We start from the raw sequence: 19,041 nt of genomic DNA on the forward strand, positions 1-19,041 counted from the left end.
TTTTGCACTACACTTTGGTTCTAACTAGAAGAGTTTCATTGGATCAAAATTTAAGTAATCACAAGATGTTAGCATATATTGAACATTATTTTTAACAATACATCCTTTTATCTTTTTTAATATAGGTCCATGCATATGTCCATATATAACCTTTTCTACAGAGTACTCCTCCATAACTTCCGTAAATTCATTATCATCATATTTATCATTAAAAGGCGGATAATGCATCATAACTATTATTTTCTTATATCCAGCCTTTATAGCTGCATCTAGAGATAGCCTAAGTCTTATAATTTCTCTGTTATATATTTTTTCATCGTGCTCATTAAAGCTTTCCATATCTTTATTTATCCAACCTCTTGTACCACATACTGCATAATCTTCATATACAAAGAAGTTATTTTGTATGAAAAATATATTGTCATACATATTATTTAATTTTTTTATACTCGTCCACCAATAATCATGGTTTCCCTTTACTATAATCTTTCTACCCGGAAGTTCATAAATCCACTCCAAGTCTCTTTTGCCACCCTCAATATTTATTGACCAAGATATATCTCCTGCAATAAGTACAGTATCATCATTATTTATTTTAGCAATCCAATTATTTTTAATTTTTTCATCATGATTTAACCATTCTTCGCCAAATATATCCATTGGCTTATCAGTTTCAAGTGCCAAATGCAAATCTGAAATAGCATATAAAGCCATTGATTCACCTTCTTTTTCCTACTTTTTCGTCTAAATTCATAATATGTGCAATTATTTCAGCTACTACATCATATATTTCATATGGAATATTAGAACCAACGTCTACATTTAAAAGTAAATCTGCAAGTTCTTTATTGTAAACAACTGGCACATCATTTTCTGCAGCTTTTTCTACTATTTTATCTGCAATTAACCCCATTCCTGCCGCTGTTACAATAGGTGCTTCATATCCAGCTTCATATTTTAATGCAGCTGCTTTTTTTCGTTCATTTGCCATAAAACCACCTCATTACGATGAAATTAATTCAACTTATACTTTTATATCTAGTTTATATACATTATTATTTTCATTGAAAAAACTTCTGCAACTTGCTAAATTTACTTCTTCATCTTTTCTTTCTACTAATATGGTAGGACTATATCCCATATTAATCATTTTATTAGCCAAAATTTCTTTGGCCCCATTAAACGTTATGCTCCACTTTTCATCACATTTAAGCTTAACATTTAAATTATTATTAAAGATCTTAATGTAAGCATCTATAACACCCATATTAATTGTTTTTACTGAAGTTACTATTTTAACATTTCTGCTATCTACCCTTTTACCTGATTTTCTATCATCTTTAATTATAAGCTTGCATTGATAATCATTTTGACTGCTATTTACTGGTAAATCCATGTAGTAGTATTGATCACTTACAGAATTAAAGACTTTAAAATCATTTATATTATTCTTTATAATCTCAGCAACTTTATCTGACAATGGCACTCCATTATTTTTTTCCGATAAAATATTGCTAATAAATTCTTTCATATTATTTATTTTGGTATTTATCTCTTGCTTAACAATTTCTGCTTTTCCATCTACGCCTTTATTATTTCCCTCAATAATATCTTTTATTAATTTTAGCGTATTTGCCTTTGTGGATTCATTTTCAACTTTATTGTAATTCACATTCTTTATACCCTCATCATTTTGTTCATGTGAATTTTTTACCACTTCATTATTTTTAATGCTTGAATTATCTAAACCTTCTGAAGGCCTTTCATTTCTTAGTGTATCTATAAGTTTAGTAACTGTTCCTAGCTTTGCTTCGTCGATATTAACTTCAGGATTTATTTCTTTCAATAACTGTCTTATAGAATCTTTTGAATCACTTGTTTGAAGTTCTGTTATATTGTTTAAAATAAACTTATTTATTGTATCTAAAATATCAACATTTTTATTTGCTAATTCTATTTTTCCATTTGTTGAATTTTCATTTAGAACTTCCGTTAATACATTTAAATCCTTAATGTTATTTTCTAAATTTAACTTTCCAAATTTAGTAATATTCAAATTCTGCTTTTCTGCAGATTTCAAAATATCTTTAAAATCTATTTGTTTTAAATTATTGGATTGTTCATTTTCATCAATTATAGCTTTGCTATTATTTTCGTCCTGCACAAGCTCTTTTGGTTGCACATTATCATTATGCTCTTTGATTTTTTCCGCTATACCATTTTGTTTTAAATCATTAGAATCTATTTCATTACTGTTTAGTTTGTCATTAATGTTTTTTAGTTCGTTATACAAAGAGTTACCATCTTTAAAAATTTTATTAAAACTTTTTATATTATCTCCTGTTATATCAATCTTATTTTCAAATAAGGTAACTATATCATTCAAATCTAAACTTTTTAAATTCTTAGCAAAATCCCTTAGCATATCACAAGTAAATTTGCCCTCTTCACTATTAATATCTATATTTTTACTTTCAATGTATTTAAAAATAAATTCTTCAGCCTTTTCAGGATTATCAACTATTTTTTTATTAAAATCTATAATGTTTTTCATTTCAGAAATATTTTCTTTTGTTAGAGGTATATTATGATCAATAAGTGCTTTTAACAACTCAATATTATCCTTGGATGGCTTCAGTCCAAATTCCTTTATAGTGTCTTCTATTAAGTCTGTATCAGGGCTTGCTTGTCCTTCATCATTACCTACAAATTTTATTTTTATCTGTCCATCATCAAATCCAGTAACTATAAACTTAGAATTTTTTCCATAACTTGTTTCATCCTTAAGTCCATCTACTTTAGCATTAAAATTCCATCCATCTGATGTCCTTAAAGTTACTTCATCACTTTTGCCATCTACATCTAAAACCTTTGCTGTAAATGTTTCACCAATATTAAAGGAAATTTTCTTGGTTAATTTAGAATTATTATTTACTAATGAGTTATTTACATTTAAAGTATTAGCCATAATTATCACCTCTAATTTTTATAGTGAAACCAGTTTAACTAATAATTAATAGTCAAACTGGTTCACTATATACTTTATTCTATGCTCAATTTATAAAATTTCTTTTTACCCTTTTTAATCATAACAAATCCATCTTTAAAATCTTCACTTGTTAAAACCCGTGTAAAATCATCAACCTTAACATCATTTAAAGTTAAACCGCCTTGCTGAATTAATCTTCTGCCTTCACCTTTTGACGGTAATATTTTGGTATAAACAAGAACATCTAAAATTTGTGCATTTGCCATATCTGCTGTAATTGTAACCATAGGTACGTTTTCCATATTGCTACCTTGACCAAATAAAGCTTCTGAAGCTGCTGCTGATTTTTTTGCTGCCTCTTCACCATGAACAAGCTTTGTAACCTCATAAGCAAGAACTTTTTTAGCCTCATTTATTTCTTTATCTTTAAGTGCAGATAATCTTTTAACCTCATCCATAGGCAAAAAAGTTAGCATTGCTAAACATTTACCTACATCCGAATCATTTACATTTCTCCAATATTGATAAAAATCATAAGGTGTTGTTTTCTCTGGATCAAGCCATAGTGCTCCATTTTCTGTTTTACCCATTTTTTTACCTTCACTATTTGTTAACAGTGAACATGTCATTGCATAGGCAGGTTTATTTTCCTTTCTTCTTATAAGTTCAACACCAGCTATCATATTTGACCACTGATCATCACCACCAAGCTCCATTACACAGTCATATTTCTTATTTAGTTCAAAGAAATCATAACCCTGCATAAGCATATAGTTAAACTCAAGGAAAGATAACCCCTTTTCCATTCTCTGCTTAAAACATTCAGCTGTGAGCATCTTATTTACAGAAAAATGCACTCCAACTTCTCTTAAAAAATTTATGTAATTTAAATTCATAAGCCAATCTGCATTATTTGCAAGTATAGCCTTTCCATCACTAAAATCTATAAATCTTGACATTTGCTTTTTTATACATTGAACATTGTGTTCTATTTCTTCTCTCGTAAGCATTTTTCTCATGTCAGTTTTTCCTGTAGGATCTCCTACCATTGCAGTTCCCCCACCCATTAAAACAATAGGTCTATGTCCTGCTTTTTGCATATGTGCCATGAGCATTAGTGCTAAAAAATGTCCAACATGCAAACTATCAGCCGTTGGATCAAAGCCTATATAAAAAGTGATTTTTTTCTCTCCAAGTAACTTTCTTGTTTCTTCCTCATGAGTATACTGTTTTATATATCCACGTTCAATTAATTCATCTAAAACGTTAATCATAACTACCACTCCTTTTTTATAACCTATATAATGAAACTAAACTATACATTCACAAAATACACAATTTTAGTCTCACTATAATTTCCATTTACTTATATATTAAATCATAATAATATAAAAATTTCAAACATAGCATTTTATGATGAGATAACTTTGTTTCTTCCTGATTCCTTAGCTCTATAAAGCATAGCATCTGCTACATTTAAAACCTTCTGGACGTCATTTCCATTATCCGGATAATAGCTTATACCAAAGCTTGCAGTAACAGTTTTTTCAACGTCATTATACATTACTATATTTTTGCTAAGTTTTTCTCTCATTTCATCTACCTTTTTTATTACTTTTTCATGTGATGAAACTTCATCAATGTAAATTACAATTTCCTCTCCACCATATCTTGCAATTTTATCTTTATCAGGATCAATAGATTTTGAAAGAACCTTCGCGGTTTCAATCAAAACTTCGTCTCCAAATTGATGCCCATACGAATCATTAAAATTTTTAAAATGATCTATATCTATCATTACTATTGCAAAACTTTTTTGTGGAAACTTGACAACCTTTTCTTCAATTATATCAAAAAAGTGCTTTCTATTATTAATTCCAAGCAACGGATCCTTAATAGACGATTCTTTTACTTTTTTATACAAAATATTGTTTTCAATGGCAATACCTATTTGATTTGCTATTGCAGATATAAACTTTATATGACCATGACCAAAAAAATCAAACAATGTGTGCTCTACAATTATATATCCCATAAAGTTATCTCTTAAAGTTATAGGCACCCCAACAATTGAGTGTATATTTAGCTTTCCTTTAAATTCACTAAATAATGGATTCTTACAATTTATAACTACAGGATCATTTGAACTAAGTAATGAAAATACAGTATTTGTTACAATATCATAATTTTCTATCTCTACATTAGATGCCTCTACCCGTAATTCACCATTACGTTTCTTTAAATATATTGTTGAATAAGTAACTCCAAGAATCCCAATAATCATATCATTAATCATTGGAATTAAATTATAATCGCTAATATTAGAATTAATATATTTACTAATTTCTACAACATTTGTTAATACATCAAGTTTTTTGCCATATTCTATATTTTTTTCATTCATTAATTGAATTTGTTCTTCAGCAAAATTTTGATATGTGCCAAATTCTTGTTTTAACCTTGTATATTTTTCAAACAAAGCATCAAACCCATCAGCTTTATCTATAATACCCACATCTCTTTTCAGAATAAACACCTCTTATATTACTTATTGCAAAAAACATGTTTTTATAATTTTATTCTTTAATTATGGCTTAATTATAATTATATTAGATTATCGAACTAATTTCCACAATATTAATTAAAAATCATCCATTGTGACTTTTATATTTTATATTTTGAATTATTCCATATATATTGAATTTTATGAATTTTATGCTATAATATTGTATAGATATTATTAGGTTTAATTATCAAGGTATGTTTACTCCTTAATTCCAGGAGCAAAAATATTTCCAAGATTAATTAGTCCTAGGTTTTAAGGAGGGTTTTATCATGGCAGATAAAGTTATTGTTTGCAAAGATTGTGGAAAAGAGTTTACATTTACAGAAGGTGAACAAGCTTTTTATAAGGAAAAAGGATTTGAAAACGATCCAGTAAGATGTCCTGAATGCAGAAAAGCTAGAAAAGCTAAAAGAAACAATTTTCATAAAGATTTTTAAATTAAAATTGAGATGGCGCAGAGTCATCTCAATTTTAATTTTATGAAAACAACTTGAAACAGAGTACAAAGTACAAATTGTAATTTAACAGGATAAACTTGTATTAGCAATTTCAAGCTTCCACATTATCTATCTATAATTACATTTCCCTAAAGTATTTAATTCTTTTCAATACTTTTGATAAAGGAACTGCTATTATCATTCCAACAATCACTTGCGCTACATCTTCTCCAATATGAGTTGCCTGTAAAATCCAGCATTGTGACCATGGAAATCCCATCAAATAATGATCTAGAAAAACTCCTGCAAAATAGTAAGCTCCTATCATCCATATGCCGCCAACTATAAATCCAAATATGTTATTAACTATACTTTCTCCATTATAATTATTCCTATAGGCAATAGTCGCTGCCAAGTAAGCCATAACACCTTTAATAATTAAAGTAAATGGTGCCCAAGCAGGCGCTGTTGATAACAAATCAAATAATCCCATTCCTAAAGCAGATGCAATAACTGCATTTTTCCTTCTAAGAATTATTGCAGCTACAAATACCATGGCATCTCCTGCGTGCACAAAGCCTTTATAACCAAGTCCAACTGGTATCCCCGTAAGTTTAGTGGCTACAAAAACTATTGCTGCCATAAGTGATATTTGTGCTATATCCCTTACTGCGTAACTAGTATTAAATGTCTTTTGCTCCATAATGCCCCTCCATATTATTTATTCTTATAGATATCTATAAGAACATTATATTTAAATAAAATTTTTATGCAAATGTACCCATACAATTCATGTATTATTTTTAAATTATTGATAATAATAAATTTGATATTGATTTTTATAGGAGATGATATATATGAACATTTTAAGATGGATTTGCAGTCTAGCTTTTCTCACATTGATATCCACCTTAATTGTGAAAACTGGTATAACTGCCATAAACTTATTGTTAACAATATCAGCTTTTGTTTTCCTTATCGATGCCATATTGTATAAAAAACGAAGTCTGTAATTTTAATAAGTATACAATATTAAGATTTATTAATATGTAACTTAAAATTATTGCGAAGTATTAAACCAAAGTACAAAGTATAAAATACAGAGTACAAAGAAGGATGATTTACCTTTCCTTACGTCAGGTAAATCTTAAACTTAAATGTTGTCAGCTTCGCTGAACAACATTAGGATTGCGATTGCGTAATCAATCAAAAAAATAAGTTTTAAGATTTTCTGTATCTTTGCTACAGAAAATCATCATTCACTGTACTTTGTTCTCTGTACTCTGTACTCTGAATAAAGCTTCGCAATATTTAAGAACTTTTCATATAATATACATCCATTGTTAAATTTACATTACCTACCGTTAAATTTGTAATTCTTTTTTAACCTATTCCTTATATTTATATGTTATAATTTATTCTGTTGTGGAGGTGAATTAATGATAACTGTAAATAGACAAAACACTTTAAGTTATTTTAAACGAATATTTGATTTCTTAGGAGAATATTATCCACTAATAATTGGTGCAATAATTTTTATAAAAACATTTACCATCTACATATCTAGTGCAACCCCTGGATATAAATTAATTGTATCAATATATTGGTTCATTTTTGTTACTGCCTACAAGGATATGCGAAAGGACATTAAATTACTACCATTCATAGTCCTTTGCATACCAATCTTTTTGTTTTTATCCTATATACTTAATCATGGATATGCAATGTGGGGAACAATGCTAAACTTTGAAAGAAAGCTTCATGTAGTGATTGATTTAAATCCAATTTTCAAAAAAATCCCATTTAATGATGCTTCCTTTGCTAGAATTTACAAGAATCAAACTCTAACTTGGTTTTTCCGTTTAGTATATAATAACGGCTTTGTTGTTCCACCTTTAATGTGCTTTTTTCGTGCAATTATTGCTATGGATTTAAAAAAGGCATTGAAATATCTTTGCTCTGCACATATATTTCAAGTATTTATAATAAGCCCATTTTATATAACTTTCCATCTTCAAGAAGTTTGGTATGTTTTGGGTCAACCTGATGGCTTAGCTAGAGTATTTCATTCACAGGCTGAAAAATCAGGAACGGTTTTAAATTGTTTCCCATCTATGCATACTTCTATATCTTTTGCGGCTTTTTTACTTGTACTTAGAGAAAAAGATAAAATTTTCAAAACTATTTGGGGATTTTTCTGCTTATGCGTTATTTATTCAACAATGTATCTTGAAATACACTGGGTTATTGATATAATTGGTGGATTGATATTAGCATACTGTACTGTTAAATTAACTGATTTTGTATTCGATAAAATAGAAAAAAAGATTAAGCCTTTGTTGGACAAGTATTATTATAAAAATAAATCCATTTCCGTTTCAATAGATGACTCTGTATCAACTTCAAATTAAATGGCTATGTTTTAAAAGAATGTTGATATGAGCTTATGACATTAATGGACTCTAAGAATTGCACGTTTATAATTTGCTACCCATTTAGATGCATCGTCCTGATGCCTAAATGGCTTTGACCGTCCTAGTCAAAATTACGCAAATTATAAACGAGCAATCCTAAGAGTCCATAAAAGCCAATACATCACATCAACATTCTTTTAAAAATAGCTAAACTTACTAAAGGAAGCTATGTTTTAAATAAGTGTGAAAATCAACACTTATTTAAAACATAGCCAATTAAATAAAAACTTGGGCTGTAACACTAAAAAATTATTATGTTACAGCTCCAATTTTATTCAATTCAATAGTTAACAAATTTATAATTTTCTTTTCTTATATTTAACTTGCCTCAATTTATATGTTATAATTTATTCTGTTATGGAGGTGAATTAATGACATCTATAGATAGACAAGCTTTTTCTACACATATAAAAAAAATGTGTAATTTTCTAGAGGAATATTACACATTAATAATAGGAGCTATAATTTTTTTAATAACTTTGCAAATTTATAATTCTCAAGTAACATCTGAATACAAGTTTATTGCATCATTAGTTTGGCTTGGATTTCTCACTGCATATTCAGATATGCGAAAAGATGTTAAATGGGTGCCATTTATAATTCTTTGCATACCTCTTTTTTTATTTCTAGCATATATATGTCTTAATGGTTATGGAATATGGCAATCTATACTTGCATTTGAAAGAAGAATTGGACCATTATTTAATTTAGATGCACTTTTTAAAAGCATACCATTTAACGATGCATCCTTTGCACGAATTTATAAAAGTGAAAATTTAACCTGGTTTATGAGATTAGTTTATAATACTGGCTATATAGCTTGCCCTTTGATGTGCTTTTACCGTTCAATTATTATAAAAGATTTAAAAAAAGGTCTAAAGTATCTTTGCTCAGCACATGTATTTCAAATTTTTTTAATCAGCCCATTTTACATAACGTGTTTTTTACAAGAGGTTTGGTATGTTTTAGGTGACCCTGATGGAGTAGGTAGAGTGTTTCATTCACAGGCCGAAAAAGAAATGACAGTTATAAATTGTTTTCCATCAATGCATACTTCGATAGCTTTTGCAGCTTTTTTACTTGTACTTAGGGAAAAGGATAAAATTTTTAAATACCTTTGGGGATTTTATTGCCTATCTGTTATTTATTCAACACTGTATCTTGAGGTTCATTGGCTTCTTGATGTTGTTGGTGGATTAATATTAGGTTATTTTTCAGTTAAACTAGCAGATTTTGTATTTGGAAAAATAGACAAGAAAATCAAACCACTATTAGACAGGTATTACTATAAAGATAAAACTATTTCAATAGATACTAATATTTCAGCAGAACAATAACCTTAATATAGATGTACAATTTGGAACATTGAAATTACAAATACTAAGTTTATCCTGACAAATTACAATTTAACTCAGAGTACAAAGTACAGAGTACAGAGTACAATGAAGGACGATTTTTCTCCGTTAGCACTACGAAAAATCTGAAAACTTATTTTCTTTATTGCTGCGCAATCGCGCCATTAATGGCGCTCAGCGAAGCTGAGGACATTTAAGTTTAAGATTTACCTGAGAGAATCGAAAGGTAAATAATCCTTCTTTGTACTCTGCTCGATAAATTGTAATTTAACAGGATAAACTTGGTATTAGCAATTTTAATCTTCAAGATTGTTTATCTATATAAACGACAGCCTTAACCTTGAAACTAGAATCTGCATATAGCAGACTAGTTTCAAGGTTAAGGCTATCGCACTAAATTATTTTATACACAAATTTTAAACATTGAGAACCAAAGTGTAGGCAAAATTTCGTAGGCACACTAATATTTTTGATTAATTTATGTCTTTGAAATGGATCTCTAGGAATTAATAATATAGGTTCAAGAATCTTAATGGGCTTACGCCCAAGCCCATCTGGTATGTGTTCTTTCATTAAACCACTTAATTTGCAATAGTTTTAGCCTTTTCCAACACCAGAAAGAACTAAACCTTTATTATGCTCAAGTGCCCATGATATTGACCATTCGCTTTGGAACAATAAAAGTTCTCTTTCCTTCAAATCTCTCACACGCTTTGTATCTGAAGTTATTGTTAACTTATCTAAATCAAAGTCATTATTTTCAATCCATCTTATATTTTTGAATGGTAGCATATCCATTTTAATATCTACGTTATATTCACTTTTTAATCTGTATTGCAATACTTCAAATTGAAGTACACCAACAACTCCAACTATAAGTTCTTCTACACCTATATTAATTTCCTTAAAGACCTGTATTGCACCTTCTTGTGCTATTTGAGTTATACCTTTAATAAACTGTTTTCTCTTCATAGTGTCTATAGTTCTAACTCTAGCAAAATGTTCTGGTGCAAAAACTGGAATACCCTCAAATTTAAATTTTTCTTGGCTTTCGCAAAGGGTATCACCTATGCTAAAAATACCTGGGTCAAATACACCTATAATATCTCCTGCATAGGCTTCTTCTATTATTTCTCTATCTTGAGCCAAAAATTGCTGCGGCTGTGTAAGTCTTATTTTATTATTCTTTTGAACATGATATACTTCCATGCCCTTTGTAAACTTTCCAGAACAAATTCTCATAAATGCAATTCTATCTCTATGTGCTTTGTTCATATTTGCTTGTATTTTGAATACAAAGGCTGAAAAGTCTTTTCTAAATACATCTATTTCGCCTTTATCAGATACTCTTGAAAGTGGCGCTGTAGTAAGTTTTAGAAACTCTTCAAGGAATGGCTCTACACCAAAATTAGTAAGAGCACTACCAAAAAACACAGGAGTAAGTTCTCCACTTCTTACTTTTTCTAAATCAAATTCATCCCCTGCTTCATTAAGAAGTTCTATATCTTCAATTAACTTATCATGAAGTGCATCACCTAAAAGATCTCTAAAGACAACATCATCTACATCACCCTCTACAGCATCAACTTCTGTTTGACCGTGATTTCCGCCATTAAATACTTGTATTTTTTTATTATTTCTTTCATATACACCTTTAAAATCTTTACCTGAACCAATTGGCCAATTAATGGGATAAGATTTTATACCAAGTTCATTTTCTATATCCTCAAGAAGTTCAAATGGATCCTTACTTTCTCTGTCCATCTTGTTTATGAAAGTAAATATCGGTATTCCACGAAGACTGCAAACATTAAATAATTTTTTAGTTTGAGCTTCTATTCCCTTTGCTGCATCGATTACCATTACAGCACTATCGGCTGCCATTAACGTTCTATATGTGTCTTCACTAAAGTCTTGATGCCCTGGTGTATCAAGTATGTTAATGCAATATCCCTCATAGTTAAACTGCATAACAGATGATGTTACAGATATTCCTCTTTGCTTTTCTATTTCCATCCAGTCTGATACCGCATGTTTTGCTGCTTTTCTTGCTTTAACAGAACCTGCAAGTCTTATAGCTCCTCCATAAAGCAATAGCTTTTCTGTAAGTGTAGTTTTTCCAGCATCCGGGTGAGATATTATTGCAAACGTTCGTCTTTTTTCTATTTCATTTATAAACTCAGACATATTATTTCTCCTTTAAAAACATTTATTTTACTAAAAAAGCCTGCACCTTTACAGACCTAATAATTTTTCTTATCGTATAGATTTAATAATTAAAAATCAATGTAATCTATTCATGTTTACATCTCCTATAATAAAATATAAAGCAAGATAAATTATATCAGTTTATAATATTTTTTTCAATAAAAAGAGATTGTTAAACGTATACAACCAATTTGTACACTTATGTAATACAAATTATAATGTTATAATATTTACATAGGGTCTATAACCCATTTAAAACTAATGCAGGAGGTTTATTATGTACAAACTAATCGCCCTTGATATGGATGGAACACTCTTAAAAGATGATAAAACAATTTCTAAAGCAAATTATACTGCAATTCAAAATGCTAAGCAAAAAGGTTATAAGGTAGTTCTCGCTACAGGAAGACCAGCAAAAGGAATAGAGCGCTATCTGTCAGAGTTAAATTTAATAGATGATGATGATTATGCAATAGCCTTTAATGGTGCCGTCGTTCAAACAACTAAATCTGGCGAAATAATAGCTGAAAACTTAATGAAATTTGATGATTTAAGTAGACTATATAGCTTAAGCAAGAAATTTAATATAGATATACATACGCTAACTCCTAACGAATGCATAACTCCCAAAATAAACCCTTATAGCCGAAGGGAATCCTTCATGAATAATATTCCACTTATAGAAAAACCATTTGACAAAATTGATAAAAATACAAGCATAGTAAAAATAATGTTTGTTGGCTGCAAAGAAGATTTAGATAGGATTGAACCCCTAATACCAAAAGAATTTTATAAAGATTACACTGTCGTAAGAAGCGAAGATATATTTCTTGAGTTCTTAAACAAAAAAGTAAGTAAAGGTTTTGGAATAAACTTACTAGCACAAAACCTTGGCTTAAAACCAGAAGAAATTATATGCGTTGGCGATGCTGGCAATGACCTTGCCATGATAGAATATGCTGGTCTTGGTGTTGCTATGGGAAATGCCTTTCCACAAGTAAAAGAAGCAGCAAATTATATTACAAAAACTAATGAAGAAGATGGCGTTGCTCACGTAATAAACAAGTTTTTAATTGAACAAGCAGGATAAGGTGAATTAATAATATTGTAGGACATTAAATAAAAGCCATAAATCTAAGAAGGTAATTGTTAAAAGGCTAAGAAGTTTCAATAACTCGCAAAAGGCAGCTCAGACAATTGAAACTTCTAAGCCTTTTAACAATTACCTTCCAAGATTTATTGACTTTTATTTAAATCGTCCTACAACATTATTAATTCACCTAAACCGTGGGTTTAATGAAAAAATTCCTCCGTGCCTACGGAATTTTGGAATACTACAGAGTACAGTAAATGGTGATTTACCTTTCGATTCTCTCAGGCAAATCTTAAACTTAAATGGTTTCAGCTTTGCTGTACTCTGTACTCCGTACTCTGTGTTAAATTGTAATTTGCGTAATTTTGACTAGGACGGTCAAAGCCATTTAGTCACCAGGACGATGTATCTAAATGGTTAGCAAATTGTAAGCGATCAATTCTTAGATTCCATTAATTCCATAAGCCCATATCAACATTCTTTTAAAACATATCCTATTATTTCAAAAAACTAATTAACAATCCCAAATTTAACAATGTAACAATTATTCCTATAGCAATCAAAACCATGTTATGAATTAAACTATTTGAAAATTTACCCATAACCTTTTTAGATGACGTAAGGTATATTTGTGTAAATATTGTTATTGGAAGTTGAATGCTCAAAAGCATTTGTGAATATATTAACCCATTAAAAGGATTTTGTATAAAAAATATAACTATTGCAGCCAAAACTAACGTTATAGCAACTCCTACCTTTGAATGACTGTCTTTTATATCATATGGTTCTCCAAAAATGCCAGCAAATATACTTCCTCCTGCCATTCCTGCCGTTACGGTTGAAGATATTCCTGCAAATAAAAGTGCTACAGCAAATATTATGGATGCACTGCTTCCTAAAAATGGACTTAGCATAACTTGCGCCTGCTGAAGTTCATCTACTTTTATACCTCTTTGAAAAAATGTTCCAGCAGCAAGAAGTATCATAGCGCTATTAATGGCAAAACCAATAATCATGGAAAAAATAGTATCTAAAAACTCATATTTTAATTGTTTTTTTATCACCTCTTCTTTTTCAATATTCCATTGCCTACTTTGTATTATTTCAGAATGTAAAAATAAATTATGAGGCATAATTACTGCTCCAAGAACACTCATTATAATAGGCATAGATTCTTTTGGAAAAGATGGTTTTATAAAACTAACTAAAGCTGTCTTTATATCTATATGTACAAGCAGCAATTCAAATATAAAAGATAGACCTATTATTGAAACAAAGCCTATTATCCATTTTTCTAATTTTCTATAGGAATTTGAAAAAAGCATCCATGTTATTATAAGCAGCATTATAACAGTTCCAATTTTTATGGGTACTTTAAATAACATATTAATGGCAATTGCTCCACCTAATAATTCAGCCATAGCTGTTGATATAGCCGCTCCAATTGCACTAAGCAATATAAAATTTTTTAAAACAGGCTTTATATATTTTGTTGTTGCTTCAGAAAGACAATAACCTGTAACAATACCAAGATGGGCCGCATTGTGTTGCAGTATTATTAACATTACAGTAGATAATGAAATTACCCACAAAAGAGAATACCCATAATTTGCTCCTGCTGATACATTTGATGCCCAATTCCCTGGATCAATAAATCCAACTGTAACTAATAAACCAGGTCCAACATACTTAAAAAAATCAATAGCTCCAAGTCTTGGTTTGTGTTCACCTTTTAAAATATTAAACTTCATAAAATCACCTCACTTCAAAACTAGTATATTATTATATTAATATAATTCCCAAATGTAATCAATAATATTTTTCATTTGATAATTATTTTCATATACAAAAAAAGACTCATGCAGCTGTTTTGCTACTGCATGAATCTTTTAAATTTACATTATTTAAATTTAGGAATAAATCCAACCTTTTTCATCATTTTTGATAAAGTTTTATTTGCTACATAAGAAGCCTTCTGTTCACCCTTCTTTAATATTTCTTCAAGGTAAGTTTTATCATTGACCAATTCTTTTACCTTAGTTTGTATTGGTTCTAATTCATTAACAAGAGCTTCTGCAACATCCTTTTTAAACTGAGCATATCCTTGCCCATCATATTTCTTTTCTATTTCTTCTACAGCCATTCCAGTTGTAATGCTAAGTATATTCATCAAATTCTTAACTCCTGGCTGTTCATCTGAGTATTTAACCACACCTATACTATCTGTAATAGCTCTAGAAATTTTCTTTCTAATTACATCTGGTGGATCCATTATCAATATAAAACTATTTGGATTATCAGATGACTTTGACATTTTCTTTGTTGGTTCTTGAAGACTCATTATTTTGGCGCCTTTTTCAGGTATATACCCCTCTGGAATTTTAAATGTAGGGCTATATAGTGTATTAAACCTTTCTGCTATATTTCTTGTAATCTCCAAGTGCTGCGTTTGATCTTTTCCTACGGGTACTAAGTCTGCTTGATATAAAAGTATATCAGCTGCCATTAATACAGGATAATTTAATAGTCCAGCACCTACCCCAACATCATTGCCCTCATATTTTTTAGACTTATCTTTGAATTGAGTCATTCTAGATAATTCTCCAACATACGTAAAGCAATTTAGTATCCACTGTGCCTCCGCATGTGCTGAAACATGTGATTGAATAAACATTGTATTTTTTTCAGGGTCTATTCCTGCTGCTATATAAGTTGCCAAAAGTTCTAAAGTTCTTCTTCTTAAATCCTTTGGTTCCTGTCTAACAGTTATTGCATGTAAATCAACTACGCAGTAATAACAATCATATTCGTCTTGAAGCTTTACCCAGTTTTTAAGTGCTCCAAAATAATTTCCAATAGTCAATTCTCCCGATGGCTGTATGCCACTAAATATTACTTTCTTTTCATCACTCATAATAATTTCTCCTTTTAACTAAAATAAAAAAGCCCCATGAAATGTGTAATTCCATAGGGCGTAATAATCACGCGGTACCACCTAAATTTAAGAGTAAAACTCTCCTCATTTAAACTTGCCTTATAACGCAGGCTAACGTCTGAAACTACTTAAGTTCATTTCAAATCTCAAAGGTCCATTCAATTTAAGCATAAATATCACAATTCCACCACCTGTGACTCTCTAAAATTCTGTTTTTAAATTTACTTGCTCCTCGTCATAGATTAAATATATAAATTCTTATGTTTATAATAAGCTTTATACATAAAAATGTCAAATTAAATTAATTCAAATTAAATGTATATAATGCAAATTTATAGATATACTATTTATTAGATGAATTAATTTTCATCTTATATTTTATTTTGGAGGTATTTTTATGTTAGGAACAGTAAAATGGTTTAATGCTCAAAAGGGTTTCGGTTTTATTACAACCCAGGAAGGAAATGACGTATTCGTTCATTATTCAGGTATAAAGGAAAATGGCTTTAAATCTCTTGAAGAAGGGCAAGAAGTTGAATTCGATGTAACTGAAGGTCAAAAGGGCGAACAGGCAATTAATGTCACAAGACACTAGTCCTTTCTTATATATATAGCAAAAAATATTCCACGGTTTGTTCCGTGGAATATTTTTTTAATACTCTTAAGTAAATCCATTACTACGTAACTTATAATTATTGCGAACTAATTTAATCAATTCACAATTCACAGTTCACAATGCACAATAAAGGATGATTTTCCTTCCTTACGTTAGGTAAATCTTAAACTTAAATATTATAAGCTTCGCTTAGCACCATAAATGATGCTATTGCGTAAGCAATAAAAAAATAAATTTTAAGATTTTCTGTAGCTTTGCTACAGAAAATCTACCTTCATTGTGAATTGTGCATCGTGAATTGTGAATTGATTTAGTTCTCAATGTTTATTATTTATTCACTCTATATTTCTTCAAATCCTTTTAATATCGCTTATCTTACCGTGCTTCCTGTAGGTAATTCTCCTGGATTTACAGCAAACAATTTGCTATCGTCATCTGTAGCCCCACAAAGTATCATTCCCTCAGAAAGTTCTCCTCTAAGTTTTACTGGTTTCAAGTTGGCTACTAAAACTACATTCTTTCCGACTAAATCTTCTGGTTTGTAGAACTTAGCTATTCCTGATACAACCTGTCTTTCCTCTCCACCTAAATCAACTTTAAGTTTTAGAAGCTTATCAGATTTTTTAACAGGTTCACATGCTAATACTTTTACAACCCTTAAATCTAATTTGTCAAAATCATCTATTGTTATTTCAGGCTTTATTGCCTTTGCTTCCGATTTTTTAGCTTCTGCTATTTTTTTTGCTTGCTCTTCTTTTATTTTATTCAATTCTTCTAAAGTAGCATCCAAATCTATTCTAGGGAATATAGCCTCACCCTTTTGAACTTTTGTGCCTGCCCTTGTTCCATCAAAGGATGCAATGCTTTCCCATGTAGTAGTTTCTATGTTAAGCTGTTTATTTATTTTTTCACTTGTTTCAGGTAAGAAAGCCGAAAGAACTGTTGAAACTATTCTAAGTGCCTCTACCAAGTTATACAATACAGTTCCAAGTCTTTCCTTCTTAGCTTCATCTTTTGCTAAAATCCAAGGAGTCGTCTCGTCTATATATTTATTTGCTCTCTTTATAACATCCCAAATATGATCTAAAGCCTCTGGAATTTTTAAATTCTTTATATCTTCATTTAACTTTTCAGAAAGCCCAATTGCAAGATCAATAAGTTCACTATCAATCTCTTCCTTAGCAGTAGGTGGCTGTATTGCACCATCAAAATATTTTTCAATCATTGCAGCTGTTCTTGAAACAAGATTTCCAAGGTCATTAACAAGATCTGAATTTACTTTCTTTATAAATATTTCATTGTTAAATAAACCATCAGCTCCAAATGGTATCTCATGCAACAAATAATATCTTACAGGATCTGTTCCAAAGTGTTTTACAAGTGTAACAGGATCCACAACATTTCCTTTAGACTTTGACATCTTTCCACCATCAACTAAAAGCCATCCATGACCAAAAACTTGTTTTGGAAGTTCAAGTCCTAAAGCCATAAGCATAATTGGCCAATAAATTGTGTGGAATCTTATTATGTCCTTTCCAACAAGATGAACATCGCAAGGCCAGTATTTCTTATATTTTTCATCGTTGTCGCTGCCGTAACCAAGTGCTGTTATATAGTTTGAAAGCGCATCTATCCAAACATATATTACATGCTTCTCATCAAAAGTTACTGGAATTCCCCAATTAAATGAAGTTCTTGAAATACACAAATCTTGAAGTCCAGGTTTTAAAAAGTTATTAAGCATTTCATTTTTTCTTGATTCTGGTTGAATAAAATGAGGATGATCTTCTATATATTTTATAAGTCTGTCTGCATATTTTGACATTTTGAAGAAATAGGCTTCTTCCTTTGCTTTTTCTACTGGTCTTCCGCAGTCAGGACATTTTCCATCTTGAAGTTGAGTTTCAGTCCAGAAAGATTCACAAGGTGTGCAATACCAGCCTTCATATGAACTCTTATATATATCACCTTGATCATAAAGTTGTTTAAATATTTTTTGCACAGCTGTTACATGATAATCATCAGTTGTCCTTATAAACTTATCATAACTTATGTTCATCATTTTCCATAAGTCTTTTATGCCCGCAACAATCCCATCAACATATTCCTTTGGTGTAACTCCTTTTTCTTCTGCTATTCTCTGTATTTTTTGACCATGCTCATCTGAACCTGTTAAAAAAAACACATCATAGCCTTGAAGTCTTTTAAATCTTGCAATAGCATCTGCTGCAACTGTTGTATATGTATTTCCTATATGTAATTTTGCAGATGGATAATAAATTGGTGTTGTAATATAAAATGGTTTCTTTTCTGACACAAAAATCACTCCTTCTTATAAATAAAAAAACCTCTAAATGAAAACTTATGT

The 19,041-nt window shown here is 30.0% G+C and carries 15 protein-coding genes and 1 other annotated feature; of the genes, 5 read left to right on the forward strand and 10 right to left on the reverse strand.

The window, feature by feature from the left end; all coding sequences use genetic code 11:
* Positions 1 to 24: 24 nt before the first annotated feature.
* The 5 genes from CUEA01_RS15760 to CUEA01_RS15780 form a co-directional block, all read right to left on the reverse strand.
* Positions 25 to 714 carry a metallophosphoesterase gene (locus tag CUEA01_RS15760; protein ID WP_234122638.1) on the reverse strand — a complete coding sequence of 230 codons (690 nt, stop codon included), beginning with the start codon at positions 712 to 714 and terminating at the stop codon, positions 25 to 27.
* A gap of 4 nt (positions 715 to 718) precedes the next feature.
* The gene (locus CUEA01_RS15765) at positions 719 to 991 is read right to left on the reverse strand and encodes an EscU/YscU/HrcU family type III secretion system export apparatus switch protein (RefSeq protein WP_234122639.1); all 273 of its coding nucleotides are present in this window, start codon (positions 989 to 991) and stop codon (positions 719 to 721) included.
* Between the two features lie 33 nt (positions 992 to 1,024).
* Entirely contained in the window at positions 1,025 to 2,968 is a 1,944-nt protein-coding gene (locus CUEA01_RS15770) for a hypothetical protein (RefSeq protein ID WP_234122640.1), read from the reverse strand.
* A 74-nt stretch (positions 2,969 to 3,042) separates the two neighbouring features.
* On the reverse strand, positions 3,043 to 4,263 hold the full coding sequence (gene tyrS / locus CUEA01_RS15775; protein ID WP_234122641.1) for a tyrosine--tRNA ligase: 1,221 nt from the start codon (positions 4,261 to 4,263) through the stop codon (positions 3,043 to 3,045).
* A gap of 137 nt (positions 4,264 to 4,400) precedes the next feature.
* Positions 4,401 to 5,495, reverse strand: coding sequence for a sensor domain-containing diguanylate cyclase (locus tag CUEA01_RS15780; RefSeq protein WP_407929268.1), 1,095 nt, complete (start codon positions 5,493 to 5,495; stop codon positions 4,401 to 4,403).
* A 329-nt stretch (positions 5,496 to 5,824) separates the two neighbouring features.
* Between CUEA01_RS15780 and CUEA01_RS15785 the strand changes: the two genes are divergently transcribed.
* A complete protein-coding gene (locus tag CUEA01_RS15785) occupies positions 5,825 to 5,992 on the forward strand; it encodes a zinc-ribbon domain-containing protein (RefSeq protein WP_234122643.1) in 168 nt (55 codons plus the stop codon).
* A 139-nt stretch (positions 5,993 to 6,131) separates the two neighbouring features.
* Here CUEA01_RS15785 and CUEA01_RS15790 read toward each other — a convergent pair whose 3' ends face one another.
* Entirely contained in the window at positions 6,132 to 6,695 is a 564-nt protein-coding gene (locus CUEA01_RS15790) for an ECF transporter S component (RefSeq protein ID WP_234122644.1), read from the reverse strand.
* Positions 6,696 to 7,431: 736 nt separating this feature from the next.
* On the opposite strand from CUEA01_RS15790, the gene CUEA01_RS15795 reads away from it, so the two are divergent.
* On the forward strand, positions 7,432 to 8,403 hold the full coding sequence (locus CUEA01_RS15795; protein WP_234122645.1) for a phosphatase PAP2 family protein: 972 nt from the start codon (positions 7,432 to 7,434) through the stop codon (positions 8,401 to 8,403).
* 434 nt (positions 8,404 to 8,837) lie between these two features.
* The gene (locus tag CUEA01_RS15800; RefSeq protein WP_234122646.1) at positions 8,838 to 9,803 is read left to right on the forward strand and encodes a phosphatase PAP2 family protein; all 966 of its coding nucleotides are present in this window, start codon (positions 8,838 to 8,840) and stop codon (positions 9,801 to 9,803) included.
* Positions 9,804 to 10,418: 615 nt separating this feature from the next.
* Here the strand turns inward: CUEA01_RS15800 and CUEA01_RS15805 are convergent.
* On the reverse strand, positions 10,419 to 12,008 hold the full coding sequence (locus CUEA01_RS15805) for a peptide chain release factor 3 (protein ID WP_234122647.1): 1,590 nt from the start codon (positions 12,006 to 12,008) through the stop codon (positions 10,419 to 10,421).
* A 298-nt stretch (positions 12,009 to 12,306) separates the two neighbouring features.
* Here CUEA01_RS15805 and yidA point away from each other — a divergent pair, with 298 nt between their 5' ends.
* Positions 12,307 to 13,119, forward strand: coding sequence for a sugar-phosphatase (yidA, locus tag CUEA01_RS15810; RefSeq protein WP_234122648.1), 813 nt, complete (start codon positions 12,307 to 12,309; stop codon positions 13,117 to 13,119).
* Positions 13,120 to 13,619: 500 nt separating this feature from the next.
* On the opposite strand, the gene CUEA01_RS15815 is transcribed toward yidA, so the two are convergent.
* The gene (locus CUEA01_RS15815) at positions 13,620 to 14,873 is read right to left on the reverse strand and encodes an Nramp family divalent metal transporter (RefSeq protein WP_234122649.1); all 1,254 of its coding nucleotides are present in this window, start codon (positions 14,871 to 14,873) and stop codon (positions 13,620 to 13,622) included.
* A gap of 149 nt (positions 14,874 to 15,022) precedes the next feature.
* Positions 15,023 to 16,036, reverse strand: coding sequence for a tryptophan--tRNA ligase (gene trpS / locus CUEA01_RS15820; protein WP_234122650.1), 1,014 nt, complete (start codon positions 16,034 to 16,036; stop codon positions 15,023 to 15,025).
* Positions 16,037 to 16,087: 51 nt separating this feature from the next.
* Positions 16,088 to 16,305, reverse strand: a binding site (T-box leader).
* A gap of 149 nt (positions 16,306 to 16,454) precedes the next feature.
* On the opposite strand from trpS, the gene CUEA01_RS15825 reads away from it, so the two are divergent.
* Complete coding sequence (locus CUEA01_RS15825) at positions 16,455 to 16,652, forward strand: cold shock domain-containing protein (protein ID WP_234122651.1); 198 nt, start codon at positions 16,455 to 16,457, stop codon at positions 16,650 to 16,652.
* Between the two features lie 391 nt (positions 16,653 to 17,043).
* Here the strand turns inward: CUEA01_RS15825 and metG are convergent, their stop codons facing one another.
* Positions 17,044 to 18,990 carry a methionine--tRNA ligase gene (gene metG / locus CUEA01_RS15830; protein ID WP_234122652.1) on the reverse strand — a complete coding sequence of 649 codons (1,947 nt, stop codon included), beginning with the start codon at positions 18,988 to 18,990 and terminating at the stop codon, positions 17,044 to 17,046.
* Between the last annotated feature and the right edge of the window lie 51 nt (positions 18,991 to 19,041).

It is taken from the genome of Clostridium hydrogenum, assembly GCF_021432385.1.
GTDB classification, from domain to species: domain Bacteria; phylum Bacillota; class Clostridia; order Clostridiales; family Clostridiaceae; genus Clostridium_S; species Clostridium_S hydrogenum.